Raw genomic sequence first — 25,659 nt, forward strand, 5'->3', positions numbered from 1 at the left:
ATCTGTCGACCCTTGCAGACGAGACCTACCATGCGGATTATCCAAGCAACCCTGGAACACCTGGACCTGCTGACCCCATTGTTCGTCAAATACCGGGAGTTCTACGGCTCACTGCCCTATCCGGATTCGTCCCGGGCCTTCCTCGAAAAGCGCCTGCGCCGCAAAGAGTCGGTGATCTACCTGGCCCTGCCCGATGACGATGACAACCGGCTGCTGGGCTTCTGCCAGCTCTACCCGAGCTACTCCTCCCTGTCCCTCAAGCGCGTGTGGATCCTCAACGACATCTACGTCGCCGAAGACGCCCGCCGCCAGCTGGTGGCCGACAACCTGATCCGCACCGCAAAAAAAATGGCCAAGGAAACCAACGCCGTCCGCATGCGCGTCTCCACCAGCAGCAACAACGAAGTCGCGCAGAAGACCTACGAATCGATTGGGTTCAAGGAAGATACCGAGTTCAAGAACTACGTGTTGCCGATCAGCGAAGATTTGACCTGATGACCGCGGACTGATCGTCCCCACGCTCCGCGTGGGAGCGATCAAACCTCTGTGGCCGAGTGAAACCCTTGTGGCGAGGGAGCTTGCTCCCGCTGGGCTGCGCAGCAGCCCCAATCCCTGACCATGTGGTACATCAGGATGACCGCGATGGCTGCTGTTGGGACCGCTTCGCGCTCCAGCGGGAGCAAGCTCCCTCGCCACACAAGACAGCCTGCGCCAGCACCCATTACAGACCCAACAACCAAAGCCCTCCCTTAGCACCACCGTCCTTGTGACGGAATGAAACTTCGTGGCCGAGTAACCCCCTTGTGGCGAGGGAGCTTGCTCCCGCTGGGCTGCGCAGCAGCCCCAATCCCTGAGCACGCGGCACATCAGGATGACCGCGGTGGCAGCTGTTAGGACCGCTTCGCGCTCCAGCGGGAGCAAGCTCCCTCGCCACAAAAGCGGTCCGAGCCACGCCTCATCCAGGCAATCCCTCAGAAATCCCCAGCTACAAACTCCCCCCGCACTCCCCCCGCCCCACCGTATAATGCCGCTCTTCCCAGCTTGTAAGAAAAAGCTACACACCCTGTAGCCATACTCAAAGCCAGACCCACCGCCTGCCGAGTCGGGCCGCCACCACAGGTGCCATACATGGATTTCAACCCCCTCGACCTCATCCTGCATCTCGACGTCTACCTCGACATGCTGGTGACCAACTACGGGACGTGGGTCTACGCCATCCTGTTCCTGGTGATCTTCTGTGAAACCGGCCTGGTGGTCATGCCGTTCCTGCCGGGCGATTCCCTGCTGTTCATCGCTGGCGCCGTCGCCGCCGGTGGCGCCATGGACCCCGTCCTGCTGGGCGGCCTGCTGATGCTCGCGGCCATCCTCGGCGACAGCACCAACTACCTCATCGGCCGCACCGCTGGCGAAAAACTCTTCAGCAACCCCAACTCGAAAATCTTCCGCCGCGACTACCTGCAGCAAACCCATGACTTCTACGCCAAACACGGCGGCAAAACCGTGACCCTGGCGCGTTTCCTGCCGATCATCCGCACCTTCGCCCCCTTCGTCGCCGGCGTCGGCAAAATGAACTACCTGCGTTTCTTCGGCTTCAGCGTACTCGGCACCGTCCTCTGGGTCGGCGGCCTGGTGACCCTCGGCTACTTCTTCGGCAACGTGCCCTTCATCAAGCAGAACCTGTCGCTGCTGGTGGTCGGCATCATCCTGCTGTCGCTGCTGCCGATGATCATCAGCCTGGTGCGCAGCAAACTGAGCCAGCGCGCCTCGAAAGCCCAACCGCGCTGATCGCCATGTGGTCCCTGAGCAACTGGCGCCGCCGACGCACCCTCGCCAAACACCCCGTGGCCGAGGACATCTGGCAGCGGGTGCGCCAACAATTGAGCTTCCTCGACGGCATCAGCGCCGCCGAGGACCAATGGCTGCGGGAAGCCTGCGTGCTGTTCCTCCACGACAAACACCTCACCGCCCTGCCCGGCGTCGAGCTGCACCAGGAACAACGCCTGCTGCTCGCCGCCCAAGCCCAATTGCCACTGATGCACCTCGGCGACCTGAATTGGTACCAGGGCTTCCACGAAATCGTCCTCTACCCCGACGACTTCCTCAGCCCCCAACGCTACCGCGACGCCAGCGGCATCGAACACGAGTGGGACGGCGAACACAGCGGCGAAGCCTGGCCCCAAGGGCCGATCATCCTGGCCTGGGACGGCGTCATGGCCAGCGGCGGCTGGGACGGCTACAACCTGGTGATCCACGAACTGGCGCACAAACTCGACATGCTCAACGGCGACGCCAACGGCCTGCCACCGCTGCACGCCGACATGCGCGTCAGCGACTGGGCCGAGGCCATGCAGCAAGCCTTCGACGACCTCGACCGCCAACTCGACCACAACCCCGACGCACAAACCGCCATCGATCCCTACGCCGCCGAAAACCCCGCCGAGTTCTTCGCCGTCACCAGCGAATACTTCTTCAGCGCCCCGGACCTGCTGCACCAGGCCTATCCACGGGTGTATGAACAGCTCAAGGCGTTCTACCGCCAGGATCCATTGGCCCGGCTGCGGCAACTTCAGGCCGAAGATCCGGTCTACCAGGCGTCATACTAAGGTCTAGGGTTTGTACGAAAAGTCGCCGAGCGGCGATCAGGCAAGGCGAAAACAGGCGAGGAAGCGGAGTTGACTGGTTGTCAATGAGCATTCCGAGCCTGTTTTCAACGCAGCATGATCGTCGCGCAGGCACTTTTCGTACAAAGCCTAAGACCCTGGTAGCGTGGCAACAGCGGCCGAATATGCCTATAATCGCCGCCACTTTTTGGTCAATCCGACCAGTCATTTGGTCAACTAACGGGGGCACCGCCCAATGAGCTACAGCAAGATTCCGGCTGGCAAAGACCTGCCGAACGACATCTACGTCGCGATCGAAATCCCGGCCAACCACGCCCCGATCAAATACGAAATCGACAAAGACAGCGACTGCCTGTTCGTTGACCGTTTCATGGCCACCCCCATGTTCTACCCGGCCAACTACGGCTACATCCCCAACACCCTGGCCGACGACGGCGACCCCCTCGACGTGCTGGTCGTGACCCCTTACCCAGTGGCCCCAGGCTCGGTCATCCGCGCCCGTCCAGTCGGCATCCTGAACATGACCGACGACGGCGGCGGCGACGCCAAAGTCATCGCAGTGCCACACGACAAACTGTCGCAACTGTACGTCGACGTGAAGGAATACACCGACCTGCCACCGCTGCTGATCCAGCAGATCGAGCACTTCTTCGCGAACTACAAAGATCTCGAAAAAGGCAAGTGGGTCAAGATCGAAGGCTGGGCCGGTGCAGACGCCGCCCGCGAAGCGATCACCAAGTCGGTTGCCGCCTACAAAGGCTGAAGCTGTATTTGAATAAAGAACCCCGGTTTTCACCGGGGTTTTTTTATGCCTTAATGGAGCTTAATACAAGTTCGTATTAACATCGTTTAAACCCGTTTAGCCCGCGCCTTTCAAATCCTAAAAACGGAAAGATCATCTTATATATTTGAACAACCTGTTTATTGCCGAAAACACAGTCGCCCCTAAACTTTCCGTTTATGAAAATACTTTCCAGTGGCGACCGCTTCCGAGCCCTTCTAAAAGAAGCGAACATCCGATCCGCCGACTTCGCGAAGTTATACGGCGTGAAATCCCAACACGTGAACAACTGGTTCAACCGTGGCATCCCGCCCGGGCGCATCCACAGCATCGCCAGCCTGCTGACCGTCAGCCCGGAGTGGCTCGCCCACGGCGAAGGCCCACAGACCCCACTGGGCCTCGGCCCCGGCATCACCTATGAAGCCGCCGAAAACGATGGCGTCTACAGCGTGGCGGAACCCACGGACATCGAACTGCCTTTCTACAAGGAAGTCCCCATCGCCCCCGGCGAAACCAAAACCCACATCGTCGAAATCCCCGACCAATCCATCCGCCTGCCCCGCAGCCACCTCGAATCCCTGGAAATCGACCCCAGCGACGCCATCTGCATCACCATGGTCGGCGACAGCATGGCCGAACGCATCGAAGACGGCTCCACCCTCGCCATCGACCGCGGCCTGACGCAAATTGTTGATGGTCAGATTTATGCGCTTGAGCATGATGGGATGCTGCGTATCAAATATCTGCACCGAATCCCGGGGAATCGGCTACGGCTGCGTAGTCATAACAGTGCTGCTTATCCGGATGAAGTCTTCAGCGCAGAACAGATCGACGCGCAACACATCCACGTGATCGGCTGGGTGTTCTGGTGGTCAACCCTCAACAAACAGCGACCGCCGGTGTTCGACTAACCCACCCAAGACCAGAAACCGTGGCAGGAACTGCAGTAGGAGCTGTGGCAGGAGCTTTTTGTGGCGAGGGGATTTATCCCCGCTGGGCTGCGCAGCAGCCCCCTGCTTTTCATCTAAATCCCCCCTAACCCAATGATTCCACACCACTTACCACTGGGCTTCCGAACAAAACCCGCGTATCCTCCGCCCCACATTTGCGAGCCCACGCCTCGCACCGACAAGGCAGATCACTTTCTGACCAAGTCCCACAGCCGGCCGCAAGAGCCGGATGTACGTTTTGAAGGCTGGTGAGGTTTGTCAAAAACGAACTGAGTTAGTCAACGAGAAGCCGGCCATAAGCCGGCTTTTTAATGTCTGAAATAGTCCTATTTCATCCGATAGTCCACCTAATAGCTTAGGGGTTTCAAGCATTCCCCTGTCCGAAGTTGTTCAACACCATTTGACTTCATTCGACGATGAAGTGGGAGGGCATAACAGGGACATCTAATGGGTAAGCTGAATCCGAAACAAGTCAAAAACATGACCGAGCCCAGCAGTTATGGGGATGGGCTACGGTTGGTCGTAAACCGACCGGGTGTAAACCCTTAACACCATAGCTAGCGAATGCCCAACCATGGCTTCTATGACTTCTTCCTTACCCTGGCAACCAAATCGTGAATGCTCAATCGTAAGCACGACACCAGCCAGAGCCTTCAAGTAGATTACGCCTACTGACGTTTAGCGATTTATCAGCCTCAGTTCAGATGCTGGATCTGCCATCCCTGTTCTCTCAGCAGTTCCTGATTGCGTTCGTATCGCTGACCGGTGCCCAGAGATCCATTACGCATTGCCAGGCACAATAGGTGAGTCGGCCGGGTCATCGCAACATACATCTCCATCAGCCGCTTACGTTTGGCGTCATTGTCACACCGAGTGCCATTTTGATTTTGGCCTGAAAGCCAAGGCATCAGCGAATGCAGGAAATGTGAACGGTTAAAAGTCTCCAATACCAGAGTCGCCGCATGGGTTTCCCCCTTGGCAATGTGGATCGAGCCGAGCTTGATGTCCACATGCGAACCATTATGGATGCATCGGTAGTGGTTAACTTTGGGAGCCTCCAAGCTCTCTTCGACTCGCTGAAGTGAGCCGGGAGCCAGTTGAGGAGCACCCACTGCAGGTACGCCAACCTGAGCGTTCCAAGCAAGGAATGTGTTGGCCTCAGGTTCGTACTCGTTCCCTCCACTTATCAATGCGCCGATTTGCCTAAATCGCTGTATAGAACCTGCCCATGTGGCCTCGTCAATAACTTCAGTAGTGAAAAGGATTCTTGTGATCAGCAAGCGATAGTCAACTCTGAGTTCAGGATGAGCTGCGAGGATTTCTTCCAAATGTTGATGCAGCCTCCCGCGCCCTCTGAACGGCGCTGGCGGTGCCAGTAAGTTTGCTAAACGCACAATGCCTGCCGCAATCTGCTCTAGTCCTAGGTGCGCGGTACTTCCAATCGCTGCCAGTTGCCTGGCCGCATAGAGATGCTCCAATAACGTCGCAGGACGGTGATTGGTACGGCTGGCACTTGGCATGTAATCCTGCCAGAAGTGGGAAACCGTTTTAGGGTAATGCGCAACGTTCATACCGGCCCGGTCGATTATTTTGTGAACCGCACCCAAGGCTGTGATGGGAGCTTGTGCTATCAGCGCCGGTGGTAAGTGTTGGAGTACTAACTGCCCATAAGCATCCAGCACGCCTGAGGTGTCATCATCAGGAAAAACAAAAATCGTATGAGGAATCTCTGCGGCACCAGGCTCGACTTGTCGGGCCCCAAGGAGACCATCTGGAATGATTGGCGTAAACGCAAATCGACTGGCGAGCGCCGCAATCGACGAGTCGAATCGAAAGCTGTCGGCGATCGCTGCACACCTTGCCAGATCTGGGAAATTATCCACAGCGAGGACATCGTCTTGCTCAAAAATCGCCTGGTTTGGATCTCCAACACGCATCACACAGATAAGAGGATTATCCCGGGGGAAGAGATCCCTCAACATGGCATTTTGCATTTCCGACGTATCCTGCATTTCATCGATAAGAACACAGGGAAAGCGGTGTTGCAGCGTCAACGCGACACCAGGATGTTCGTCGAGAAGCGCCTTACCAAGCAGAAAGATTTCGTCGTAGCAGAAATAGCCAAGCCTTGCGGCCTCCCTCAGTGCGAGTGATGCGATTTGATGCGTTGGAGTATGTTCACCACTGGGGAAACGTGCGCCGGCAAGCGGAGTATCAAAATTGGTGCTGGTGATTCGCAATGACTCGAAGGAAATATGGTTACGTTCAAGGTAACTCACAAGGAAGGAGTAACGTTGCCCGCCAAGTATTCTTCGCCTCGCATTGAAAGTGAGCTCGTTATCGATAGCTGTGAGCGGGTGTCCCGCTGATAACAGCCATGGTTTCGCTAGAAATTTACTGACGAAGCCATGAATGGTATCGATGAAGTGAGGGTACCGCAGGAGACGTTGCCCAACATCTGTGCCGCCTAGCCTGTGCTCTATCTCTTCGCGCGCTACGTTGGTATGGGACAAGATGCAAAGGCCCTGAGTCTTGCTTTTCCACTTGTTAGCGAGGATCGCAAGCTTTGCGACAACCAATGTGGTTTTTCCGCTGCCTGGACACGCTGAGATGTCCAGCGTGTCCAGTGACTTAAGAAACCGTCGGCGAGGCTCATCAAGGTCTCTGAGCTTCATGAGACTGCAGACCCACTCGATATCTTCGTCGAGGATCGGGTCGACCATTTCATGGAAAGGCCTCATGGCTGGGCCTCTATTGCGGCAATCTGATCGTGCATTGGCGTCGTTGCAAATTCAATTGCGCTCACGATGTAAGTTGGCAGCGAAGCTCTGAGCTGATCAGCCGTCATCGTGCCCTCCTCAACTGCATCCTCCAGAAGCTCAGCAAGATACTGCGCGGTGATCGCCTTCGAGGCTTTACCCTTACCGAACATCTTGTAAACCCTAGAACAAAGCTCTGCCGTAGTACGCGATAGAGCTTCGAGGGCCAAATAGGAGGCATGTGCCTCACGAAGCACGACACTACGGGTCTTACGATCCTCATTCAGCGGGTCGTCATTCATAGCGAGCGTCGCAGCCAGGTAAACCTCTTTTGCCAGCCCGCACGCCGCAAGGTCGTACTCAAGTGTCCAGTGATCTGCAATGAATGTGGCCACATTTTGACCGTCCCCCTCCCCAAGCTTATTGCGTCTAGCAACCAGCGCTGCGGCCTGCTCTTCTGGAGTTGCACCAAAATCTCTTACTGCCTTCCAACGACGTTTGGGGCTTGTCCATTTAGCGTCATCATCGCCCGCTACCAAGCCTAAGATCTGAGGCGCACAGTCAGGCATGACGTCCATATCAGCAAGGCACGCGGTTGGAATTTTCAGCTGTCCTTCATCTGGATTTCGTCGCTGGAGAATTCGTGCGTAACGGCGCAATCCCGTCCCGCCGACGTTCACAACCGAAACGCCGTGTTCAGTTAGATCTCGGCCAACCAACGAAGCAATGGTCGGCAGTAAAATCGACTCCCCATCTCCCTCGACGATGAGAAGACCACGAGAGAAAAATAGGTTTGCCTTCGTGACGTCGAGAAACCGATCTAGAAAGCGGTAATCACCCGTACTGAGTTCCGTCTGGCCGTCAATCAGAGAATAAGCACGCTGGCGATGCATGAGCACCATGTTTTTCAGTGGAATTTTGGAGCTCAAGTTTGGGCTGTGGGTCGACAGAATCACTTGGACGGGACGCTGATCGGATCCTGGAGGTGGCTTAGCTGCCGACTCTAGAAACTGCATCAACCTGAGTTGACGCTGTGGATGCAAGTGAGCCTCGGGCTCCTCAATCAGTAGCAATGGGAGGCCTTCTCGTTCCTTGCCCAGTAGTAGCAACTCGCAGGCCATGAACAGCAGGTTATTTGACCCCAAGCCGTAAGTCCCTCGTGTTGCCCCCGTGTTCTCCAGCAGTCCTAGCTCTAGGCGTTCTAGAATCTGACGTAGCTTCGCTGCCTCAGTAGCTCCCTCTGCGAAGTTGATACGCCCATGCAACTGCTCGCCTGACAGCGAAAGCAGCTTGAGATAATCATCATTGATGGCGGTCTGCGCGCTGCTAACGCCTGGATGGCCATCGACCAAGTGTCGAAGGTAGTCTGACATTCCGGCGAGATTCAGTGCCGCTGCGTCTGCAAAAGTGGCTGGCAGATTGGTGGCATCTAAAGGATTGCCCTGTGTGATGTCTGGGAAATTGCTGAGAATCTGCGACAGCCGAGACCCTCGTCCAGGAGACATCTCGCGCTCCGCATCCCTAAGTGGACGTAGATATGCGGCGGCAAGTAACTGACGAACATTGGAATCCAAGCTCGGACCGCTTCCATCTTTGCCAGTCCGTACGGAGATATCCACCCATCGACGCGCAGCGGCTGACTCGCTGAGACGCCTTGCTGTCCAGTACACATAGAGGGAAGTCTCGGCGCCCTCATAGGTCAGATATTCAGCGAAGGCACCCTGCTCCGCTTGCGAAAGCTTGGAGAACTGACACATAAGCGTGATCTCGCTTTTCTGTGTCTGATTGGGGGCGATGTGAAAGTCTTCAGGTTGCAAGCGCATGAAGTCCGCGTCGCGCGTTTGCAGTACATGGCGGATGGCGTCGATTACGGCCGTCTTGCCGGCATCGTTCTCCCCCACAAGCGCTGTCACTCCTTCCTGGAACTTGATGTTGAATGCAGGGGGAGTATCACCAAATTGGCGAAAGTTTTTGATAGACAGGGCAGACAGGTACATCTCGCGCTCCTTGCAGACGTAGTAAGGCCACCCTATTGGATTGCCTCTGAACACTTGAATAGTGCTATATCAAGTAACTATCGCGTAAGCCGCCGTGGACGTCGAGGCCGCAGGTTGATCAAGAGCACAGAAAAAACGCAGCAACGTCCTCGAGCGCGGGATTAGTAACAGCGACGAGGCGGGCCAGAACAGCCGGCCGAGAAGGCAATAGTAAGCCGTACTGGCAGCTTCATCTAGGCGCTGTCGTGGCAACTAGAATTGGACTCCGGTTCTTGATTGCGACTCCCAGGATGCATGCGGTCCCGTGGGGATCGATGAACCTGCTGGCGTCAGTCCCATAACGGGCAGTCATCGGTATGAGCTGCCACTCAGCAATTCATATCGATATTGATTCACCAAGGAAAAAACCATCAGCATCATGCTCATAATTTTTTCCTTCATCGTCATTTTGACGACGGCATCAGGCACTGAAGTCGTCACCCATCTGATGGTCGAATGATTGGCGGATCAGATCGATGACATAAGGCAGCCCGTCCTTGCTAGCGAGACCAATCTCCACGTCCCCATTTCCCCATCGCCCTAGGTTAGTCACATCGCGGCATAAGCCCTTGGGGTCATCCGGCCCGCAGTAGATCCGCCCATAGCTGACGGCACTGCGCTTCAGTCCAGGAGTAATTGCGCTGATAAATCGGAATAACAAACTGCGGCGATTTACGCAGAAACTTGAGTAAGTTGGCTTCAGTAGCTTTCATTATTTCACCAGTTCCATCAATTTCCCAAACCCATCCACCACGTCGTACCTCACCTGCGCTGAAGTGATCTTGGCGAAGAACTTACGGGCGCAAGCGATTTTGGAGGCCTCGATGGCACGGAGATCCATGCTGGACATTGAACCCTTGGTTTCGGCGACAAAGTAAACGTGCTTCACCTTGCCCTCTTGGAAGGCGATAGCCCAATCTGGGTTGTAGTTGCCGACTGGCGTGGGGATGAAGAAACTCTTCGGCAACTTGGCGTACACAACCACTTCGGTGCTGGCGTCCAGCTCTTCGACGAATTTACGTTCGACGCTGGAGTCGGTGAACACGTAGTCGTAGACGTGGTGCTTGGCTTCGAAAGCCTTGCTGAAATCGTCCTTGGGTTTCTCTGCAGTAAAAATGTCCGAGCTATGGGTTTCATCTACTGGATCGTAGGCGATGTGCTCGACAATGGCCGTAGCCTTCTGCTCATTGATCAGCGTAGCGGCCTTGGCGATGAAGTCTTCCGGGTTGGTTTTGTACTGGCTGAACACCGCAACATTGATGTCTTTGAGGATGCTGGCAATGGTGCTGCGTGTTAGCTGGGTATCCTCGGCTAGATTGCCGATCAGATCGTATTTCACCGCCGAATGAACGGAGTGGTTGTACTTTTCGGTCGCGCTTTCGGCGATCTTAAAGGCCGTGCCGCTCTTCATATCGTCGAAGCTGGCGTTCTCCAGCTGGCTGCCGCGCTCAATAATGTACTGCATCGGTTTAACCCGCAGCTCAGTATCCAGGGCCGCCACGCACTTGCCCACCAGCTCATCGGTTTCAAAGTGAACGGTGTAAGCAGCCTTGCGGTTGATCTTGTTCCACAGCGCCTGAAACTCCTTCTTCTCGAAGTTCGAGTTCAGGGGGTTGATCTTGGCCTTGCGGTCATCGCCAATCTCCGGCATTTGCGCCGCACTGAATACGCTATCGATCAACTGGAACACCTGGGCGGCATAGGGCTGTAGCTCAGCCGGCAGCTCTGCCAGTTGTTCTTGTTTTTTGGCCTCGTGGTAGGTCAAAGTGATCTGATCGTTGTCGTCGGTGTAGTCGTTTTTCAGCAGGTATTTGTAAATCTGCTTGGCCAGTTGCGCAGAGACCTCAACGTCGCCAGTTGGGGTTTGTAAAATCTTACCTTTGAAGTAACTCTCGTTGGCCTCACGCGGCCGGGCCGACAACGAGTCGCTGATGTCCCTCTGCAGTGCTCCAACAAAATCTTTGTAGCTTTCGCTGGCTACCACCGTCAGCTCGTTGATTTGGTGCACAGTGGCCGGGTCATCCATACGGTCACCCAGTTGGTTGACGGCCAGGCGCATGCCACGCCCCACCTCTTGGCGCCGGGAGATGCTGTTATCGCTGTGCTTTAAGGTGCAAATAACGAAGACGTTGGGGTTATCCCAGCCTTCGCGCAAAGCCGAGTGCGAGAAAATAAATCGCACCGGTTCGTCGAACGACAGTAGGCGTTCCTTATCCTTGAGAATAAGGTCGTAAGCATCCACGTCGTCGGTCTCAGTGGCTTTTTTGCCCACGGCGGGATCGACTAGTCGTTTGCTCCTCTTATCGATAGAGAAGTAGCCATTGTGAGTCTGGCGAGCCTGAATGCCCTTAAGGTAGTGATTGTAGGGCGTGTCCTCCAGCGTCATCACGTCGGTGAGGTAAGCGTTGTACTCCTCCTCGAAGATCTGCGCGTATTCGCCGGGCAGTTCGCCGGCTGCGTCGTACTGGCGATACTTGGCCACCTCGTCTATGAAGAACAGCGACAGTACCTTGATCCCCTTGCTGAACAGCATCATCTCTTTTTGAAAGTGCGCCTTTACCGCCTCTCGGATTTGGATGCGGCGCATGGCGGCCTCATCCACGTTGCCCACGGCCTCCCCGGCAACCAGCTCGACACCATTGGTAAAGCTCAGCGTGTCGATACGGGCGTCGATGTCGGCAACCACGTAGTCTTTGTACTGATCCAGCCCACCGGACAGGTCGTAGAGATTATCGTTGCGACGAAGCTTGCGCATCACCCGCTTGATACCAGTACTCTGCTTAATCTCCATCTCGACCCGCGCCACAGGCGATTTGGTCGAGACTTCGATGTCCTGTAGAAACAGGTAGGCATTGGTGCCGGTCAGGCCTTTAACCGTAATGCCCCGCACGCTAATCTTCTTCACTAGCTTCTGGTTATAAGCATCCAGCGCGTCGAGGCGGTGGATTTTGTTGTACTCGGTTTTGTGCGTAGCTGAGTAGCGCACAATCATCAGCGGATTGAACTCGCTAAAGGACGCCAGCGTCTTGGCCCCTTCCATCTTCTGCGGCTCATCGAGAAACAAAATCGGTCGGTTGGCCTTGATTACGTCGATAGGGCGGCGCGACTGAAAGTCATCCAGCTCTTCATATATCCGCCGCTGATCAGCACCACGAGCGGCGAACGCCTGCACGTTGATGACCATGACGTTAATGCCGGCATCAGAAGAAAAACTCTCCAGGTTGTGCAGCTGCTTGGAGTTGTAGATGAAGAAGCGGGCCTTCTTTCCGTAGCTTTCCAGGAAGTGCTCAGCGGTGACCTGCAGCGACTTGTACACACCCTCTCGGATGGCAATGCTAGGCACCACGACGATGAACTTGCTCCAGCCAAAGCGTTTGTTCAACTCGAACATGCTCTTGATGTAGCAATAGGTCTTGCCAGTACCGGTCTCCATCTCAACATCGAGGTTGATGGAGCAACCTGTATGTTTGTCGCTGGCCAGCGCCGCCGATAACGGCAGGTTCTGCCGTCGTTGTACCCCTTGAATATTTCCCAGCAGCTGCTCCGCGCTCAACGCTAGCTCGGCATTCTTGAAGCCAGCCTCAGTAGGCTCAATCACCTTCGCTCTAAGTAAATCGATCTGTTGCGGTGCTAGGGATGTGGCAGGCCTAGCTCCAGGGTCGACGCGATAACTCACGCCAGAAGATTTTGGCTGGCCAGCAAAGCAGTCGGCAAAGGCGTCTACCGCATGAGTCTGGTAGGGCTGAACTTTAAACTTCAGTTTCATATGTACCAGCCCCTTAAAGCGTCTTAATTTCGGTAGCTGGAGAAAGCAATTTAAACATCTGCTCAACGTTGATTTTCACGCTGTCGCTTGCGAAGCTGGCGTCGCGGAACACCACACGTAGCGGCTTATATTCGGCGAGCTGTTTGACGAAGTCTTCTCCAATGCTGGTATCAAAGCATGCGACTAGTGCGCTTCCATCAACGAAGAACACTGTCTTGCCGGCGATAACTTGCTGGTTGATCGGCAGCGCCAGATCCACGCCCCAGTCAAGCAGCACCTGAAACAGCAAATCTTCAGCGGTGCGGTCTTCGCGAATATTGTCGACCTGGCCGGAGAGCAAATCCTGACTCACTGCATCCGGTGTGTAGTAAACCTCTTGCATATTGGAGGTATCAATTTTTAGGACGCGAAAACCAGTATCTAGTTGACTAGCGTCTTCCGTGCCAACGATATCGACTTTAAGCCTGCTTCCAGCACGGCGCATTCTCTCCTTCCCAATCTCTGTTATCTTAAGCGGAATATTATTTTCTTCATAAAATTTAATTGCCGACTCATATTTCTTATTGCTTTTATCAATAGCATCATCTATCTGAATAGCAATGAATCTCCTGCTCCCGGAGTCTAACGAATTCGCCTTCATGACAGCATGAGGCAAGGAGCAAGAGCCTGCAAAGAAATCCATAAAGATACCTTCACGCCCATTATAAAGATCAATACAGGTGCGAATAAGATCAATAGGCTTTTTTCCATCAGGAAAAGGAATATCACCTTCTTTCCCAACATTGTTGTAGTCAAAATTATCCCAGAGAGTACCTAACTTTTCTTTTTTTATTATTTGATCTCCACTCGCATCAGCTACATCGTGCAGCCAGATAACGCGACGGACCGTATTGCTAATATAGGTATGGACAACCTTAACTCCCCTATCTCTACCAGATCTAGGGACATACTCAACCTCTAAAATTTCACTGTCTTCCAAGCGACCCACGGCATCCATCACACGGGTTCGAATACTTGTTTGCGCATTTGTATCTGAGAATATTTGTTTAAAATATTTTTTATACGCATCAGCTTCGCTGATACCCTCCTGTTTGCAAGCCTTGCTGATGGTCGTCCTTCTAACACCAGCCCGCTTATATATATCTATCGGATTTCCATCACCATCTTTTATGGTGCCAAAAAATGTCCGCTCATTCGCTCCAAGAAGAATGCTAGTGTATTTCCAACTTTCCCCTTCTGCCCGCATTTCATTTATGACATCAATTAATGGGCGTTCTGTATAAAGATGCGCAAGGGTATTGAAATCTTCAAGCGACTTAGCATAAATAACTATATATTCCACATTCTTCTTAAGCCTTTTATCTTCACCGCCACCCGACGCACCTGCCGAAACTTTCGCCATAACGCTTATGGTATTTACATAGTTCAGCTCACCGAACACTTCATTCAAGACGGATATGGTGTTTTTTAGCTCAATATCGCTAATGGACACACAAATTACCCCATCATAATCAAGCAGATTCTTAGCTAGGCGCAACCGAGGATACATCATGCTTAGCCATTTAGAATGGTACTTACCGTTCGCTTCCGGATTGGCAACCATTCGATTCCCGTGCACATCCACCTGATTTGATTTTTCTAAATAAACGTCTATTGATTCAGAAAAATCGTCTTCATAAATAAGATCAGCCCCGGTGTTGTACGGCGGATCGATATAAATCAACTTAACCTGATTGAGGTAAGCTTCCTGCAACAACTTAAGCACTTCTAGATTATCACCCTCAATAAACAAATTTTTTGTCTTATTGAAGTCAACACTACCGTCTCTGCACGGGCGAAGCGTCTTCGCAATCGGTGCATTCGCTGCTAGCAGCGCCTCACGCTTGCCCGGCCAATTTAGCTGATAACGTTCTTGTGGCCCTTCTACCACTGAGGCAGAAAGCTCCTGACGCAGTAGGTCGAAGTCGATGGTCTTTTGCAGCTCGCCCTTGGCATCCAACGCTTCAGTGATGCAATTCGGAAACAGTATGGCCAGCTTGTCGATATTGGCTTCGGTCAGGTTTTTAGAGTGCATCTTCAGCTTGTCCATGAGACGTCCTGTAATTCTTGAATTCTTGGGTACGAACTGGTGCTTACGCGCTCAGCTGATCAATTTGGGCGTTCAGCTCCCGCAATTGCGCGTTGAGCTCTACTTTGCGGTTGAACTGTATTTCTTTGTGCAAACGAGCCTCTAGCTTGCGCTGCTCACCATGCAGGCTCCGTAACTGCGTCAATCGCTGCAGCTGTTCTGGCAGGCCTTCACCGAGCCTCGCCGGCTGAGATAACAAGCTGCGCAGCAGTTGTTCGTAAAGACCTTGAAGGTCCAGCGCCACCGGCAAGGGCTGACGCTCGGTATCAGCCGTTAGCCACACCCCGGCGAAATAGCCATCGATGACCCACTTATTGGCATCGGCTTCGCTCGGGCGTTTAAAGGTCGCCACCATGCGGGTGCGCTGCTCATGGTGCAACTGAAAGATGATCGGCAGTGGGATAACGCGGTCGATGGCGCGCAGTACATCCTCATCCAGTTCAGCTGTTTTCAGTACAATGTCGAAAATCTGAATTTCCACGACGCTGCCCCGCGCCGGCAGGTTAATGGTTTCCGGAGCCAGCTTGTAAGCCCATGTAATTTGCTCGACTTGGGCAACAAATTTATCGCGCAGCGTCGAGCTCACAGCTCCCCGCTCGTAAATTTTGTTCTTAGCCACCACCCGGCCAACCTTGGCCTGCGGCGGAAAACTAAATAGCGCTGGTGTAACTGCCGGAGTGACTGCGGCCTGGCTCATGCCACGTCCTGAATGACGATGAAAGTAATCAACTCGAAATCATCCAGCCCAGAGATTGTGTCGACCAGCGCGGTGGTCCTACCGCCGCTAAACAGACTGTCGATATCTTTCTCTTCCTTCACATCAATCATTGAGCGAATCGCTTGGTCGAGTAGGTGGGAGTAGGCGCGCATGTTACGCCCGTCCTGGGTGGACTGATTGAATCGCTGGTAGGCATCACTGATCGGCTCGCTGCGGCCCTTACAAGCGCTGCGAGCCAGGTCCAACAGACGCTTGGCTTCTGTCTGATCACTGATGATCTGCCCTTCCAGACTGATATAAATCAGGTAGAAGGGATGCAGGCGGTTCTGTTGATTGAGGCCGGCGCCGTGCTTGCGATTGCGCAAGGTGAAGATTACGCCGGGCACCAATCCAAGTTCCTGCCGTGCCGGCACCACGGCGTGCACGCCATTGGGGATGCTGCCGAGGTCACCATTGGCCTTGATGTAGCTGAGCAAATCCATGCGAAAATCATTGAGGCCGAGGTCGGTGATGGAGACGCCGGTCTTGATGTCTTCCATCTCAATCACTTCATCCTGCAAACGTCGTAGCTGCTCCTTACGGTAGGCCACGTCGTTGGCCTGGGCGCTGAGCACGTTGTCGTCACCGGTGGCTGTAACATCAGCGATCATCATGCGGTTTTCGACCCGCTCTTTGAGGTTGATGTACTCGTCGAGGCTAATGTCTGGCCAGTAGTTGACCAACTGGATGCTGGCGTTCTGAGAGCCAATACGGTCCACCCGGCCGAAGCGCTGGATGATACGCACCGGGTTCCAGTGAATGTCGTAGTTGATCAGGTAGTCGCAGTCCTGAAGATTCTGGCCTTCGGAGATGCAGTCGGTACCGATTAGGATGTCAATTTCACGCGGCTCATCCGGGTAAATCAGCGCTTTTTCTTTCGAGCGCGGCGAGAACAACGTCAGCAAACCTTGGAAGTCGTAAGTCTGGCGACCGCCTGGCATGGTGCCGAGGGTGGATTTGGGTGCATCGCTGCCGGTGACCTTGCCGGAATGTACCTTGTGAGTGCTCAACAGGTACTCAGCCAAGTTGTCGTAGAGGTAATTGGCGGTATCGGCGAAGGCGGTGAAAATCAGCACTTTGCGGTTGCCAGAATTGATCGGTGATGCCAGCTTGCTGGTGATCTGGGTTTTCAGGTGCTGCAGTTTGGTGTCGTCGGCAGGTGTGACCTTGGCCATTTCAGCCAGCAACTCTTCAATCAATATCAGATCGCCTTGTAGGTCTTGCTCCCAGGACGGCACGTCCATGTCTTCCAAGCTGATTTGAATCTTCTTGCCGATGGTAATGTCACCGGGCAACGGTAAGTTGTCGTCGTCGAAATCAGCATCTTCAAAGGCTGCAGTAACGTCGGCGAAGTCACTGGCAAGGCCGGTCTTCTTGAAACTGGCGATTTTATCTAACGCGTTCCGATGCGTGTTTCGCAGATTTTTCAGGGTTAGGCGAAAAGACTCGACCGAGCTCTCTAAGCGCTTTAGAAGGTTGGTGGTCATCAGCGCTTGCAGGCTTCTCTCACGGTCGACCTGTTTGAACTTACCTTTACCCCCCTCCACTTCGGTGTCGTACATCTCTTCGTACTTTTTCAACCGACTGGGCAGGATGTAGCTAACTGGCGCGTACACGGCGAGCTTGAGCAGCGACAGCTGGTTGAAGATCTCGTTGAAACCGATGACGTCACCACGCGGAGTCAACGGGCAATGAAACGACAATGGCTTGCGGCGCTCAGGGAAGCTGCCGATGTCGGCGGTGTTGTAGAAGGTCTCAATATGCCGGCGAGAGCGGGCAATTGTGACGCTGTCGAGCAGCTCGAAGAAGTCGAAATCAAGGGTATTGAGAATCGCTGCTGCAGTGCGTTTTTCCGGTGGCAGACCGGTCCACACATTGAATGCTGCCTGAGCGCGACGGAAAATACCGTCGATGTCCTTTTCAGTGCGCAGCTTCTTACTGAGGTTGTCGCTCTCGCCCTCGTAGGCCAAGGCCAACTGGTTTCGCAAGTCACTAAAACGGTTGTTGACCGGGGTGGCCGAGAGCATCAGCACTTTGGTCTTCACCCCTTGACGAATGACCTGATTCATCAGCCGCTGGTAACGGGTCTCTTTGTCTTTATAGATATCGTTGTTACGGAAGTTGTGCGACTCATCGATCACCACCAGGTCGTAGTTACCCCAGTTGACGCGATCCAACGGAATGCCCAACGACTCACCACGGGTGCGGGTCAGGTCGGTGTGGCAAAGCACGTCGTAGTTAAAGCGATCCTTGGCAAAAATGTTGGTCTTGAGGTTCTGGTTGTAGTTGCGCCAGTTATCGGAGAGTTTCTTCGGACAAAGCACCAAAACGGACTTGTTACGCAGTTCGTAATATTTGATCACAGCCAATGCGGTAAAGGTTTTACCCAGGCCTACGCTGTCGGCCAGGATGCAGCCGCTGTAGGTTTCCAGTTTATTGATCAGTCCGGTGGCCGCGTCACGCTGGAAGTTGAACAGCTTTTGCCAGATCAGACTGTCCTGGTAGCCGGTGCGGTCATTGGGTAGAACATCCTCATTTATGTCTTCCAGGAACTCGCGAAAGATGTTGTAGAGCATTAGAAAATAGATTCGCTCTGGGGCGTTCTCCTGATAGACCGAGGCGATGTGATCGCAGAGTCGACCAGTCACATCTTCAAGCTTTTCCGGGTCGCTCCAAATCTGCTCGAACAAGTTGAGGAACATGCCAGTGTGGGCCGGCTCATCGAAACGGGAAACGATGTTCGAGAGCGCGCCGCCTTTCTGGTAGCCGAGATCGACAGCTGTAAATCCCTGAACGGGCATAAATACAGCGTCACCCGACTCAGCCTGTGAACCGATAAAGGGCTGCATCGGAGCCTGAGCACGGTTGGAACGGAAGGTAGCCTTGCGGCGTATCCAGTCAGCACACTCCTTGGCGATAGCCTTTTGAGTAAGTTGATTCTTCAACTGGATCTCAAACTCACTACCGGTGAGGCTGCGCTCGCGCTCTGCCTTGGGGATATAGAACTCGCGTTGCTCCTTCTTGATCTTGTCGCTGACCTCATTGGGGACGAAGGTCGGCGAGGTGAAGATGAACTCTAGGGAGTCTATGCTCTCCAGCTCCTTCTTCAGCGCCACGTAGGCGTAGATCGAAAAGCACGAAGCAGCGATCTTCAGCTTCGAACCCGGCTTAATCGTGCCTTTGAGGCTTTCACCAAGCAGGGTATTGATGTTGTCGATCAGTTCCATATGAAGGATTCCCTTTATGCGAGCTGAGGGGATTATCATGGAGCTTGCGACGAATATCACGGATTAGAATTCGTCGAACCAAAATACGCAGCTTAACCTTTACGCTTTCACGACCGCTCCAACCGACACTAGCATTGCCCCGTAAGCTGACGGTCAACCCATGTACAATTTTGACCAGGAGATCGGCGCCCAACTCACGCACCGAGGCGACCTTACTCGCTCAGACTTCGCCCCTCCAACTCACCTTAGGTCTCTGGGTGACGCAAGCGGCACCGACAATAGCGATTAAATGAAACCTCACCCACAGAAAAGTGCACGTTTCGAGTAACGCTTTGAGGCTTGTCGGGGAGTCTAGCCTTTGAGGGTGCGCGATGTGTCCATCCAAGGCAATTGTGCAGAAACCTCTTGCACAATTTTTTCACCCGCCTCCCCTTTCAGATAGGAAAAGGCCACGCGTAAATCCTGAGCCAAGCGGTTGATCGCCTTGCCCCGGTCCTGATTGTGCTTGCCATGCCAAATATCGGGACTGACTCAAACCTGATAGCTCATCACTTCGAGCTATCGCCCACAAAAAAGGTCTTGCCATGCAAGACCTTTTTTTTATACCCGGGGTAAGCGCGGCCCCTTGTTATCTCACCTCAACAATATCCAAAGCCCGATTCGCCAGCAGTTCACTCACCTCAATCACCTGCAAAATCCCCATCGCAACACGCCGCCGCGAACCCTCAAGGTCAAACGCCAGATCATTGATCATGGCATTGGCCGCAGCCAGGTTTTCACTGAGACTGGCAAGCAGACACTCCGAATCAACATCCGGTGCGATGCGGAAGATACTGCTGGGGTTGTCAGACGTTTCTTTCTTCGGCGTAGGCTTCAGATAAAAATCCAAAGCCCGTTCAGCAGCTTCATCGAGCTTCTTGTTACGAGCAGACTGAGCGCGAGACATATGCTCATCTGTAGCTGGCGGATTCGGTGTAATTTTAGCCATGGTAAAGCTCCTAGAGTTTATTGGAGCTACCACCATTCGCTGCGAAACGAAGTATTGGGTGGCAGCTGTACGCGGGTTCGCAGACCGGGACTCTAGGGACCGGCAGACCCGAAGGTCTCCCACGCACAGCCACCTCTGACGAAATCACAGACATGGGTAATCTGCTTTCGAAGGTGACGTTGTGCGCCTATAGAGTCCGGGCTGCGAAACCCGATCACTGATGCTCAGTGACAGACTCAAACTACCGACGGGCCCCAAAACGCACAAGCCGGCGGATTCTGGCGTAGTTGTAGGCAATGGCGCAAGGCAATGTCGGTCGTGGCTGCTCTCGTGGAGCCACGATAAACAGCGGGCCGGAATGTTGTTTATACACCGCCATCGCGAGCAGGCTCGCTCCCACAGAGGCGCTTGCGTCAGGCATTTCAAACATAGGAATGGCGGAGCGGATTTGCTCGTGAATGCGGTGCGTCAGCGTCATTTAGCAAGGAGCGACGCTGCGGTTGGGGAAGTGTACGGCGGTCTGCTGCACTGCTTAAGAGAACTCATCGTTCCAAGTGCGCAGTGCGGAAATGCATTCGCGACTGGCTGCATCCTTGCAGCCAGTCGCAAAGGGGGTTACGACGCGTTGTTCAATGGGGCTTGCGAGCAACGTCGCAATGAATCAGGCGGGATATCTCGATCATATCCACAACGGTTTTGTCATCGACCGCAAACCCGCTGCCTGAAACCCCGGTGTTGCTGTTACTTGAGTGTGACGTCGAGCATCGGCGGGATGTAACCGTAGTCGTACTCGGCCACCACGAACGTCTGCAGCCCTTTTATTTTCATGCCCACCGTTGGCGCCTCGGTGCCACCGACACGAATCTGCGTGCCGGTTTCGTCGGTCGGTACGCTGTCGATGAAGGAGGTTACCAGGCCGTTTGGCATGACATAGTGCGAGTAGGTCTGGAATGGCTGGGAGGACGGGTTGCCCAGCACCAGGCCGGAACCGTTCAACGGCACGTAAGGGCCGAACAGCGAGTCCGCGACGAAACCGTACACCCCGTCCGGGCCGGTGACACCGTCGGCGTAGGTGAAGGTATGGCTGATGGTGAACAGGTAGTACTTGCCATCCTGGAACACGAAGTGCGGGCGCTCGGTCTGGTCGTTTACTCCGACGGCGGTCAGCAGTGGCGGCAGCATTTCCCAGTCGTCACCGTCGGCGTCACGGGCCACGGCGATGCCGACGCAGGCGGTCTGGAAGCGCGAGTTGCCGACGTCTTCATAACCCGGTGGCACGTCGCCGATTTCTGCCTCGCCTACTTTGTGGGAGCCGCGCTCACCGGCGACGTTGCCCTCGAACAGCATGTAGAGCTTGCCATCGTTCGGGTCGCGGAATGGCCATGGGTCGCGGAAACCCCAGAAGGCGTTTTGGGCTTCGGTCTGGTACAGGTTGCCGTCGGCCTCGAACAGCGGCTTGACCTTCTCGAAGCCGACCATGCTGACACCGTGTTCAGTGGTCACTACCCGGCCGCGCACCTTGACGATGGTCGCGCCTGGGGTGACGGCGGTGTAATACAGGTCCACTTCACCTCGGTCGTTCAGCAGGATCGGCGTGCCGGCCCATTCGCGGGCGGTGGGCGAAACGCCTTCGGCCATCACGCGGCCACCGAATTCCCAGTTCTTGCCGGTACGAGAAAACCAGTAGTACATCTTTGCCCGACCGTGGCGGTCGTTCCAATCGCGGAGGATGTCGTAGTTGCCGTCCTCGTCGAGGTACTGCGGGTCGTTTGGATGACGATCGGCGGTCAGGGTGAAGATCACCGACCAGCCATCGACGGACGTCACGTTACCGTCCAGGTCGCGCAGGGGCATGGTGTCCCAGATGAACACGTCGTTGCTCAGGACCGGGAAATCCGCGCTGACCAGCGGCTGGGTGGTGGTGGGGTCATCGGCCCGGACTTTCAGCGCGTCGGCGCGGGTCCAGAGGCTGGGTTGATGGGGGGTTGCACCGAATTTTTCAGTGGTGGTTTTCATAGGTTATTGCCTCGTCCATGAATGGATTTAAATAAGTAGCGATTTAGAAATACTGTATGTGCATACAGTGAAATCACCTTATAGAGGCTTGCCTATGCAGGTCAAGCATAAAAATGCATTTGTGCATATTTTGGTTTTTTCTTATAGCTGATACGTTTCAGCTTGGAGCGTTTGAAGAAGTTGGTTTTTGGGAGATCGCCGATGTTGCCTGCACGCTTGGTGCTCTGAGCGCTTAGCGCTATCGCGAGCAGGCTCGCTCCCACAGTTGGGGTGTGGAATGCCTGTTATGGCGGTGGGTCAGTTGTTTTGGTGTGACTGGTGTTGCGCTATCGCGAGCAAGCTCGCTCCCACAGTTGGGGTGTGGAATGCCTGTCAGGGCGGTGGGTCAGTTGTTTTGGTGTGGCTGGTGTTGCGCAGATCGCCCTGAACAGCGACACGCTTCGACCTCATGTCGCTGGTGACGACATGAGGACGAAACGTGTTGTCGAAAGGGTGTTTTAGCGACATGACAGGTAAGCGGTTCCTGCGCCTTGAACCATAGTCCGAGGACTGATTCGCCACCCTCACCCCAACGTATTCAAACAAACCACCTTCGGCTGGGTCATTTCCTCATACGCAAACCGCACCCCTTCCCTGCCCAAACTGCCGTACTTGGAGCCGCCAAACGGCATCGCATCAAACCGGAAATCCGACGAATCATTGATCATCACGCCCCCTGCTTCGATCCGTCGTGCAGCGCTCATGGCCGTGGATAAATCATTTGTGAAGATCCCAGCGTGAAGCGCGTACTCAGGTTCGTTCGCCAACGTGATGGCTTCATCGAACGTCTCGAACGGCTGTAACACCACCACCGGCGCAAAGGCTTCGTTGCGCCAGAGTCGGCTGGTGTGGTCGACGTTTTCCAGGACGGTGGCGGCGTAGCAGTTGCCCTGACGGTGATGGCCGCAGAGCAAGGTGGCGCCTTGTTGCAGGGCTTCGTTGACCACTTGTTCGGCGTTCTGCGCGGCTTGTTGGGTGATCATCGGGCCGATGTCGGTGTTGGCGAGCAGCGGGTTGCCGACGACGAGGGCTTGGGCCTGGTTGACGAAGCGTTCGCGGAAGGCTTCATAGATCGGTGCGTGGATGAGCAGGCGTTGGGTGCCGATGCAGTTTTGCCCGGCGGCCCAGAAGGCGCCGGAGAGGCAGCTGTCGACGGCGGCGTCGAGGTTGCAGTCGCCCATGACGATGACGGGGGCGTTGCCGCCGAGGTCCATGGCGAGTTTTTTCAGGCCGGCGGTGCGGGCGATTTGTTCGCCGGTGACGAAGCCGCCGGTGAAGGAAATCATGCGCACGTCGCGGGCGGCGACCAGGGCTTTGCCCAGTTCGGCGCCGCCGGTGGCGACGGTGACCACGGTTTCGGGGAGGCCGGCGGTGACCAGGTACGAGACCAGCTTGAGGGCGGACAACGGCGCCAGTTCGGACGGTTTGAGGATCACTGCGTTGCCGCCGGCGATGGCCGGGCCGAGTTTGTGGGCGACGAGGTTGAGCGGGTCGTTGTAGGGGGTGATGGCGACGATCAGGCCGAGGGGTTCGCGGGTGAACCAGCCTTGGCGCGATTCGGCGCCTTCGTAGGCGTCGAACGGGACGATTTCGCCGGCGTTGCGCTTGGCTTCTTCGGCGGAGAGTTTGAGGGTGTTGACGCAGCGTTTGACTTCCTTTTCGGCCTGTTTGAGGGTCTTGCCGGCTTCGTCGACGATGAGTCGGGCGAAGGCTTTGGCGTCGCGTTCGATGTTCAGTGCTGCTTGTTCGAGGATGCTGGCGCGGCGATGACGCGGGAGTGCGGCGCAGGTTTTTGCGCCGCTGCGTGCGGTTTCGAGCAGGTGCGGGACTTCCGAGGCTTTGAGGTCGGCGACGGTGCCGACGATGCTGCCGTCAAACGGGTTGAGAACTTCGATGTGCGGTTCGACAACCGCCAGGGCCAGGCGCGATACGTTCACAGGGTGTGCTCCTGTTTGCGGGTTGCCGATTGGTGGATGCTGATGATGTCGGACAGCAGTGCAAAGGCGGTTTCGGTGCGGCCGGCGCCCGGGCCAGAGACGGTGACGGCGCCGAGCAGTTCGCTGGTGAACGACACGGCGTTGGTGGCGCCGCTGATGCTCGCCAGCGGGTGGTTGTTGCTGAGCAGGCGCGGTTCGACGCTGGCGCTGATGGAGCCGTCGGTGTTGCGGGTGGCGGCGCCGATGAGTTTCCAGCGTGCGTTGTCGCGGCGGGCTTTTTCGATGTCGTCGAGGCTGAGGGAGGCGATGCCGTTGCAGGTGACGTCGTTGATGGTGAGTTTGGCGTCGAGCAGTTCGTTGGCCAGGATGACCACTTTCAGGCGCACGTCATGGCCTGCGACGTCGGCGGTTGGGTCGGCTTCGGCGTAGCCCAGGGCTTGGGCCTGGCTGACGGCTTCGGCGAACCCTAGGCCGCCTTCCATGCAGGTGAGGACGAAGTTGGAGGTGCCGTTGAGGATGCCTTCGAAACCTGTGATGGCGCTGCCGGCCAGGGCTTGTTTGGCGAGGCGAATGACGGGGGTGCCGCTCATGACCGAGCCTTCGTATTCGAAGGCGACGTTGTTGCGTTGGGCCAGGGCCTTGAGTTCGGCACCGTGCAGGGCGATGGGGCCTTTGTTGGTGGTGACCACGTGTTTGCCGCGCTCCAGGGCCCAGCGGCAGAACGAGGTGGCGGGCTCGCCGTCCACCGGGTTGGTGAAGGTGGCTTCGGCGATGATGTCGGCGCCGCAGTCTTTGATCACGGCTTCGTTGAGGGCATCGACGGTGCCGCCGGGGAGTTGGGCCATGGCGCCTTTGCTGGCGGGCAGCCGGGCGAGTGAGGCGGCGTCGAGGCCGTGGCGGTTCATCACCGAACCGAGGAACAGGTCGGTCACGCCGACGATTTTCAGGGTGAAGCCGAGTTCGGTTTTCCACTGCTGGTTGCGCTCGGCAATCAGTTGGGCCAATGCCCGGTTTACACCGCCGAAGCCGACTAGGGCCAGTTTGTATTCAGTCATTTTTGTTGTGTCCCTTGATCCGGGTGATGAGGTTGTTGGGATCTAGGTTAGGGGTGTGGGGTGGTCAGTTAAATAGGCCAATTTGCTCTATTTCTTGGGCGTTTTGACCAGGGGTTGGGCAAAGCGGTGGGTGGGCGGAAAGCCGACAGAATCGACTGGCCGAACACTGACCACTGTGGGAGCGAGCTTGCTCGCGAAGGGGCCAGGTCAGGCAACATTGATGTCGACTGGTCTACCGCCATCGCGAGCAAGCTCGCTCCCACAGGTATTTTTCAGTGTTTGGTTTATTGGGGTCAGGGCATGCACCTGCGCCGGCTCTTGTGGCGAGGGAGCTTGCTCCCGCTGGGCTGCGCAGCGGCCCCAAAAATCATGCAGCGCGGTGGGTCAGGTTGATTGGGGATAACCTGGTTGGGGCTGCTTCGCAACCCAGCGGGAGCAAGCTCCCTCGCCACGGGGTTTGTGGTGGCTGGGTTATCTGTGAACACCATCAGCGGCGGCGAGCAGGCGGGGCCTGGTCGAGCACCTTCCCCTGTGGGAGCGAGCTTGCTCGCGATAGGGCCAGGTCAGGCAACGTTGATGTCGGCTGGTCTACCGCTATC

At 55.5% G+C, this 25,659-nt stretch carries 17 protein-coding genes; 5 read left to right on the top strand and 12 right to left on the bottom strand.

Annotated elements, in window-relative coordinates; genetic code table 11:
• Positions 1-30: 30 nt before the first annotated feature.
• The 5 genes from ACLH0I_RS25920 to ACLH0I_RS25940 all read left to right on the top strand — a co-directional run bounded on the left by ACLH0I_RS25920 (position 31) and on the right by ACLH0I_RS25940 (position 4,313).
• Positions 31-495, top strand: a complete 465-nt coding sequence (locus tag ACLH0I_RS25920; protein WP_186706590.1) for a GNAT family N-acetyltransferase — start codon at positions 31-33, stop codon at positions 493-495.
• 633 nt (positions 496-1,128) lie between these two features.
• Positions 1,129-1,785 (top strand): DedA family protein, encoded by a 657-nt coding sequence (locus tag ACLH0I_RS25925; RefSeq protein ID WP_186730282.1) that lies wholly within the window; start codon positions 1,129-1,131, stop codon positions 1,783-1,785.
• Between the two features lie 5 nt (positions 1,786-1,790).
• A complete protein-coding gene (locus ACLH0I_RS25930; RefSeq protein ID WP_411385727.1) occupies positions 1,791-2,603 on the top strand; it encodes a zinc-dependent peptidase in 813 nt (270 codons plus the stop codon).
• Positions 2,604-2,856: 253 nt separating this feature from the next.
• Positions 2,857-3,384, top strand: a complete 528-nt coding sequence (gene ppa, locus ACLH0I_RS25935) for an inorganic diphosphatase (protein ID WP_003205933.1) — start codon at positions 2,857-2,859, stop codon at positions 3,382-3,384.
• 197 nt (positions 3,385-3,581) lie between these two features.
• Positions 3,582-4,313 (top strand): helix-turn-helix transcriptional regulator, encoded by a 732-nt coding sequence (locus ACLH0I_RS25940; RefSeq protein WP_250964884.1) that lies wholly within the window; start codon positions 3,582-3,584, stop codon positions 4,311-4,313.
• A gap of 734 nt (positions 4,314-5,047) precedes the next feature.
• Here ACLH0I_RS25940 and ACLH0I_RS25945 read toward each other — a convergent pair.
• The 12 genes from ACLH0I_RS25945 to ACLH0I_RS26000 all read right to left on the bottom strand — a co-directional run bounded on the left by ACLH0I_RS25945 (position 5,048) and on the right by ACLH0I_RS26000 (position 25,060).
• Positions 5,048-7,093 carry a UvrD-helicase domain-containing protein gene (locus ACLH0I_RS25945; protein WP_411385728.1) on the bottom strand — a complete coding sequence of 682 codons (2,046 nt, stop codon included), beginning with the start codon at positions 7,091-7,093 and terminating at the stop codon, positions 5,048-5,050.
• Positions 7,090-9,108 (bottom strand): ATP-dependent nuclease, encoded by a 2,019-nt coding sequence (locus ACLH0I_RS25950; protein ID WP_411385729.1) that lies wholly within the window; start codon positions 9,106-9,108, stop codon positions 7,090-7,092. The genes ACLH0I_RS25945 and ACLH0I_RS25950 overlap by 4 nt, the downstream gene beginning before the upstream one ends.
• A gap of 614 nt (positions 9,109-9,722) precedes the next feature.
• Complete coding sequence (locus ACLH0I_RS25955; RefSeq protein WP_411385730.1) at positions 9,723-9,860, bottom strand: DUF262 domain-containing protein; 138 nt, start codon at positions 9,858-9,860, stop codon at positions 9,723-9,725.
• Positions 9,860-12,913, bottom strand: a complete 3,054-nt coding sequence (locus tag ACLH0I_RS25960; RefSeq protein ID WP_411385731.1) for a type III restriction-modification system endonuclease — start codon at positions 12,911-12,913, stop codon at positions 9,860-9,862. The genes ACLH0I_RS25955 and ACLH0I_RS25960 overlap by 1 nt, the downstream gene beginning before the upstream one ends.
• Positions 12,914-12,926: 13 nt before the next feature.
• The gene (locus ACLH0I_RS25965; protein ID WP_411385732.1) at positions 12,927-15,002 is read right to left on the bottom strand and encodes a site-specific DNA-methyltransferase; all 2,076 of its coding nucleotides are present in this window, start codon (positions 15,000-15,002) and stop codon (positions 12,927-12,929) included.
• Between the two features lie 43 nt (positions 15,003-15,045).
• Positions 15,046-15,738, bottom strand: a complete 693-nt coding sequence (locus tag ACLH0I_RS25970; RefSeq protein WP_411385733.1) for a DUF4391 domain-containing protein — start codon at positions 15,736-15,738, stop codon at positions 15,046-15,048.
• Positions 15,735-19,025 (bottom strand): helicase-related protein, encoded by a 3,291-nt coding sequence (locus ACLH0I_RS25975; RefSeq protein ID WP_411385734.1) that lies wholly within the window; start codon positions 19,023-19,025, stop codon positions 15,735-15,737. The genes ACLH0I_RS25970 and ACLH0I_RS25975 overlap by 4 nt, the downstream gene beginning before the upstream one ends.
• The gene (locus ACLH0I_RS25980; RefSeq protein WP_411385735.1) at positions 18,988-19,227 is read right to left on the bottom strand and encodes a type I restriction enzyme endonuclease domain-containing protein; all 240 of its coding nucleotides are present in this window, start codon (positions 19,225-19,227) and stop codon (positions 18,988-18,990) included. The genes ACLH0I_RS25975 and ACLH0I_RS25980 overlap by 38 nt, the downstream gene beginning before the upstream one ends.
• Positions 19,228-19,653: 426 nt before the next feature.
• Positions 19,654-20,013: a DUF6124 family protein gene (locus ACLH0I_RS25985; protein WP_411385736.1), complete on the bottom strand. Its 360-nt coding sequence runs from the start codon at positions 20,011-20,013 to the stop codon at positions 19,654-19,656.
• A gap of 741 nt (positions 20,014-20,754) precedes the next feature.
• The gene (locus tag ACLH0I_RS25990) at positions 20,755-22,029 is read right to left on the bottom strand and encodes a glycoside hydrolase family 68 protein (protein ID WP_411385737.1); all 1,275 of its coding nucleotides are present in this window, start codon (positions 22,027-22,029) and stop codon (positions 20,755-20,757) included.
• 563 nt (positions 22,030-22,592) lie between these two features.
• Positions 22,593-24,005, bottom strand: a complete 1,413-nt coding sequence (locus ACLH0I_RS25995; protein WP_411385738.1) for an aldehyde dehydrogenase family protein — start codon at positions 24,003-24,005, stop codon at positions 22,593-22,595.
• On the bottom strand, positions 24,002-25,060 hold the full coding sequence (locus tag ACLH0I_RS26000; RefSeq protein WP_411385739.1) for a homoserine dehydrogenase: 1,059 nt from the start codon (positions 25,058-25,060) through the stop codon (positions 24,002-24,004). The genes ACLH0I_RS25995 and ACLH0I_RS26000 overlap by 4 nt, the downstream gene beginning before the upstream one ends.
• Positions 25,061-25,659 lie beyond the last annotated feature (599 nt).

The organism is Pseudomonas sp. MPB03 (genome assembly GCF_046605385.1).
In the GTDB taxonomy this organism is placed as follows: domain Bacteria; phylum Pseudomonadota; class Gammaproteobacteria; order Pseudomonadales; family Pseudomonadaceae; genus Aquipseudomonas; species Aquipseudomonas zanjanensis.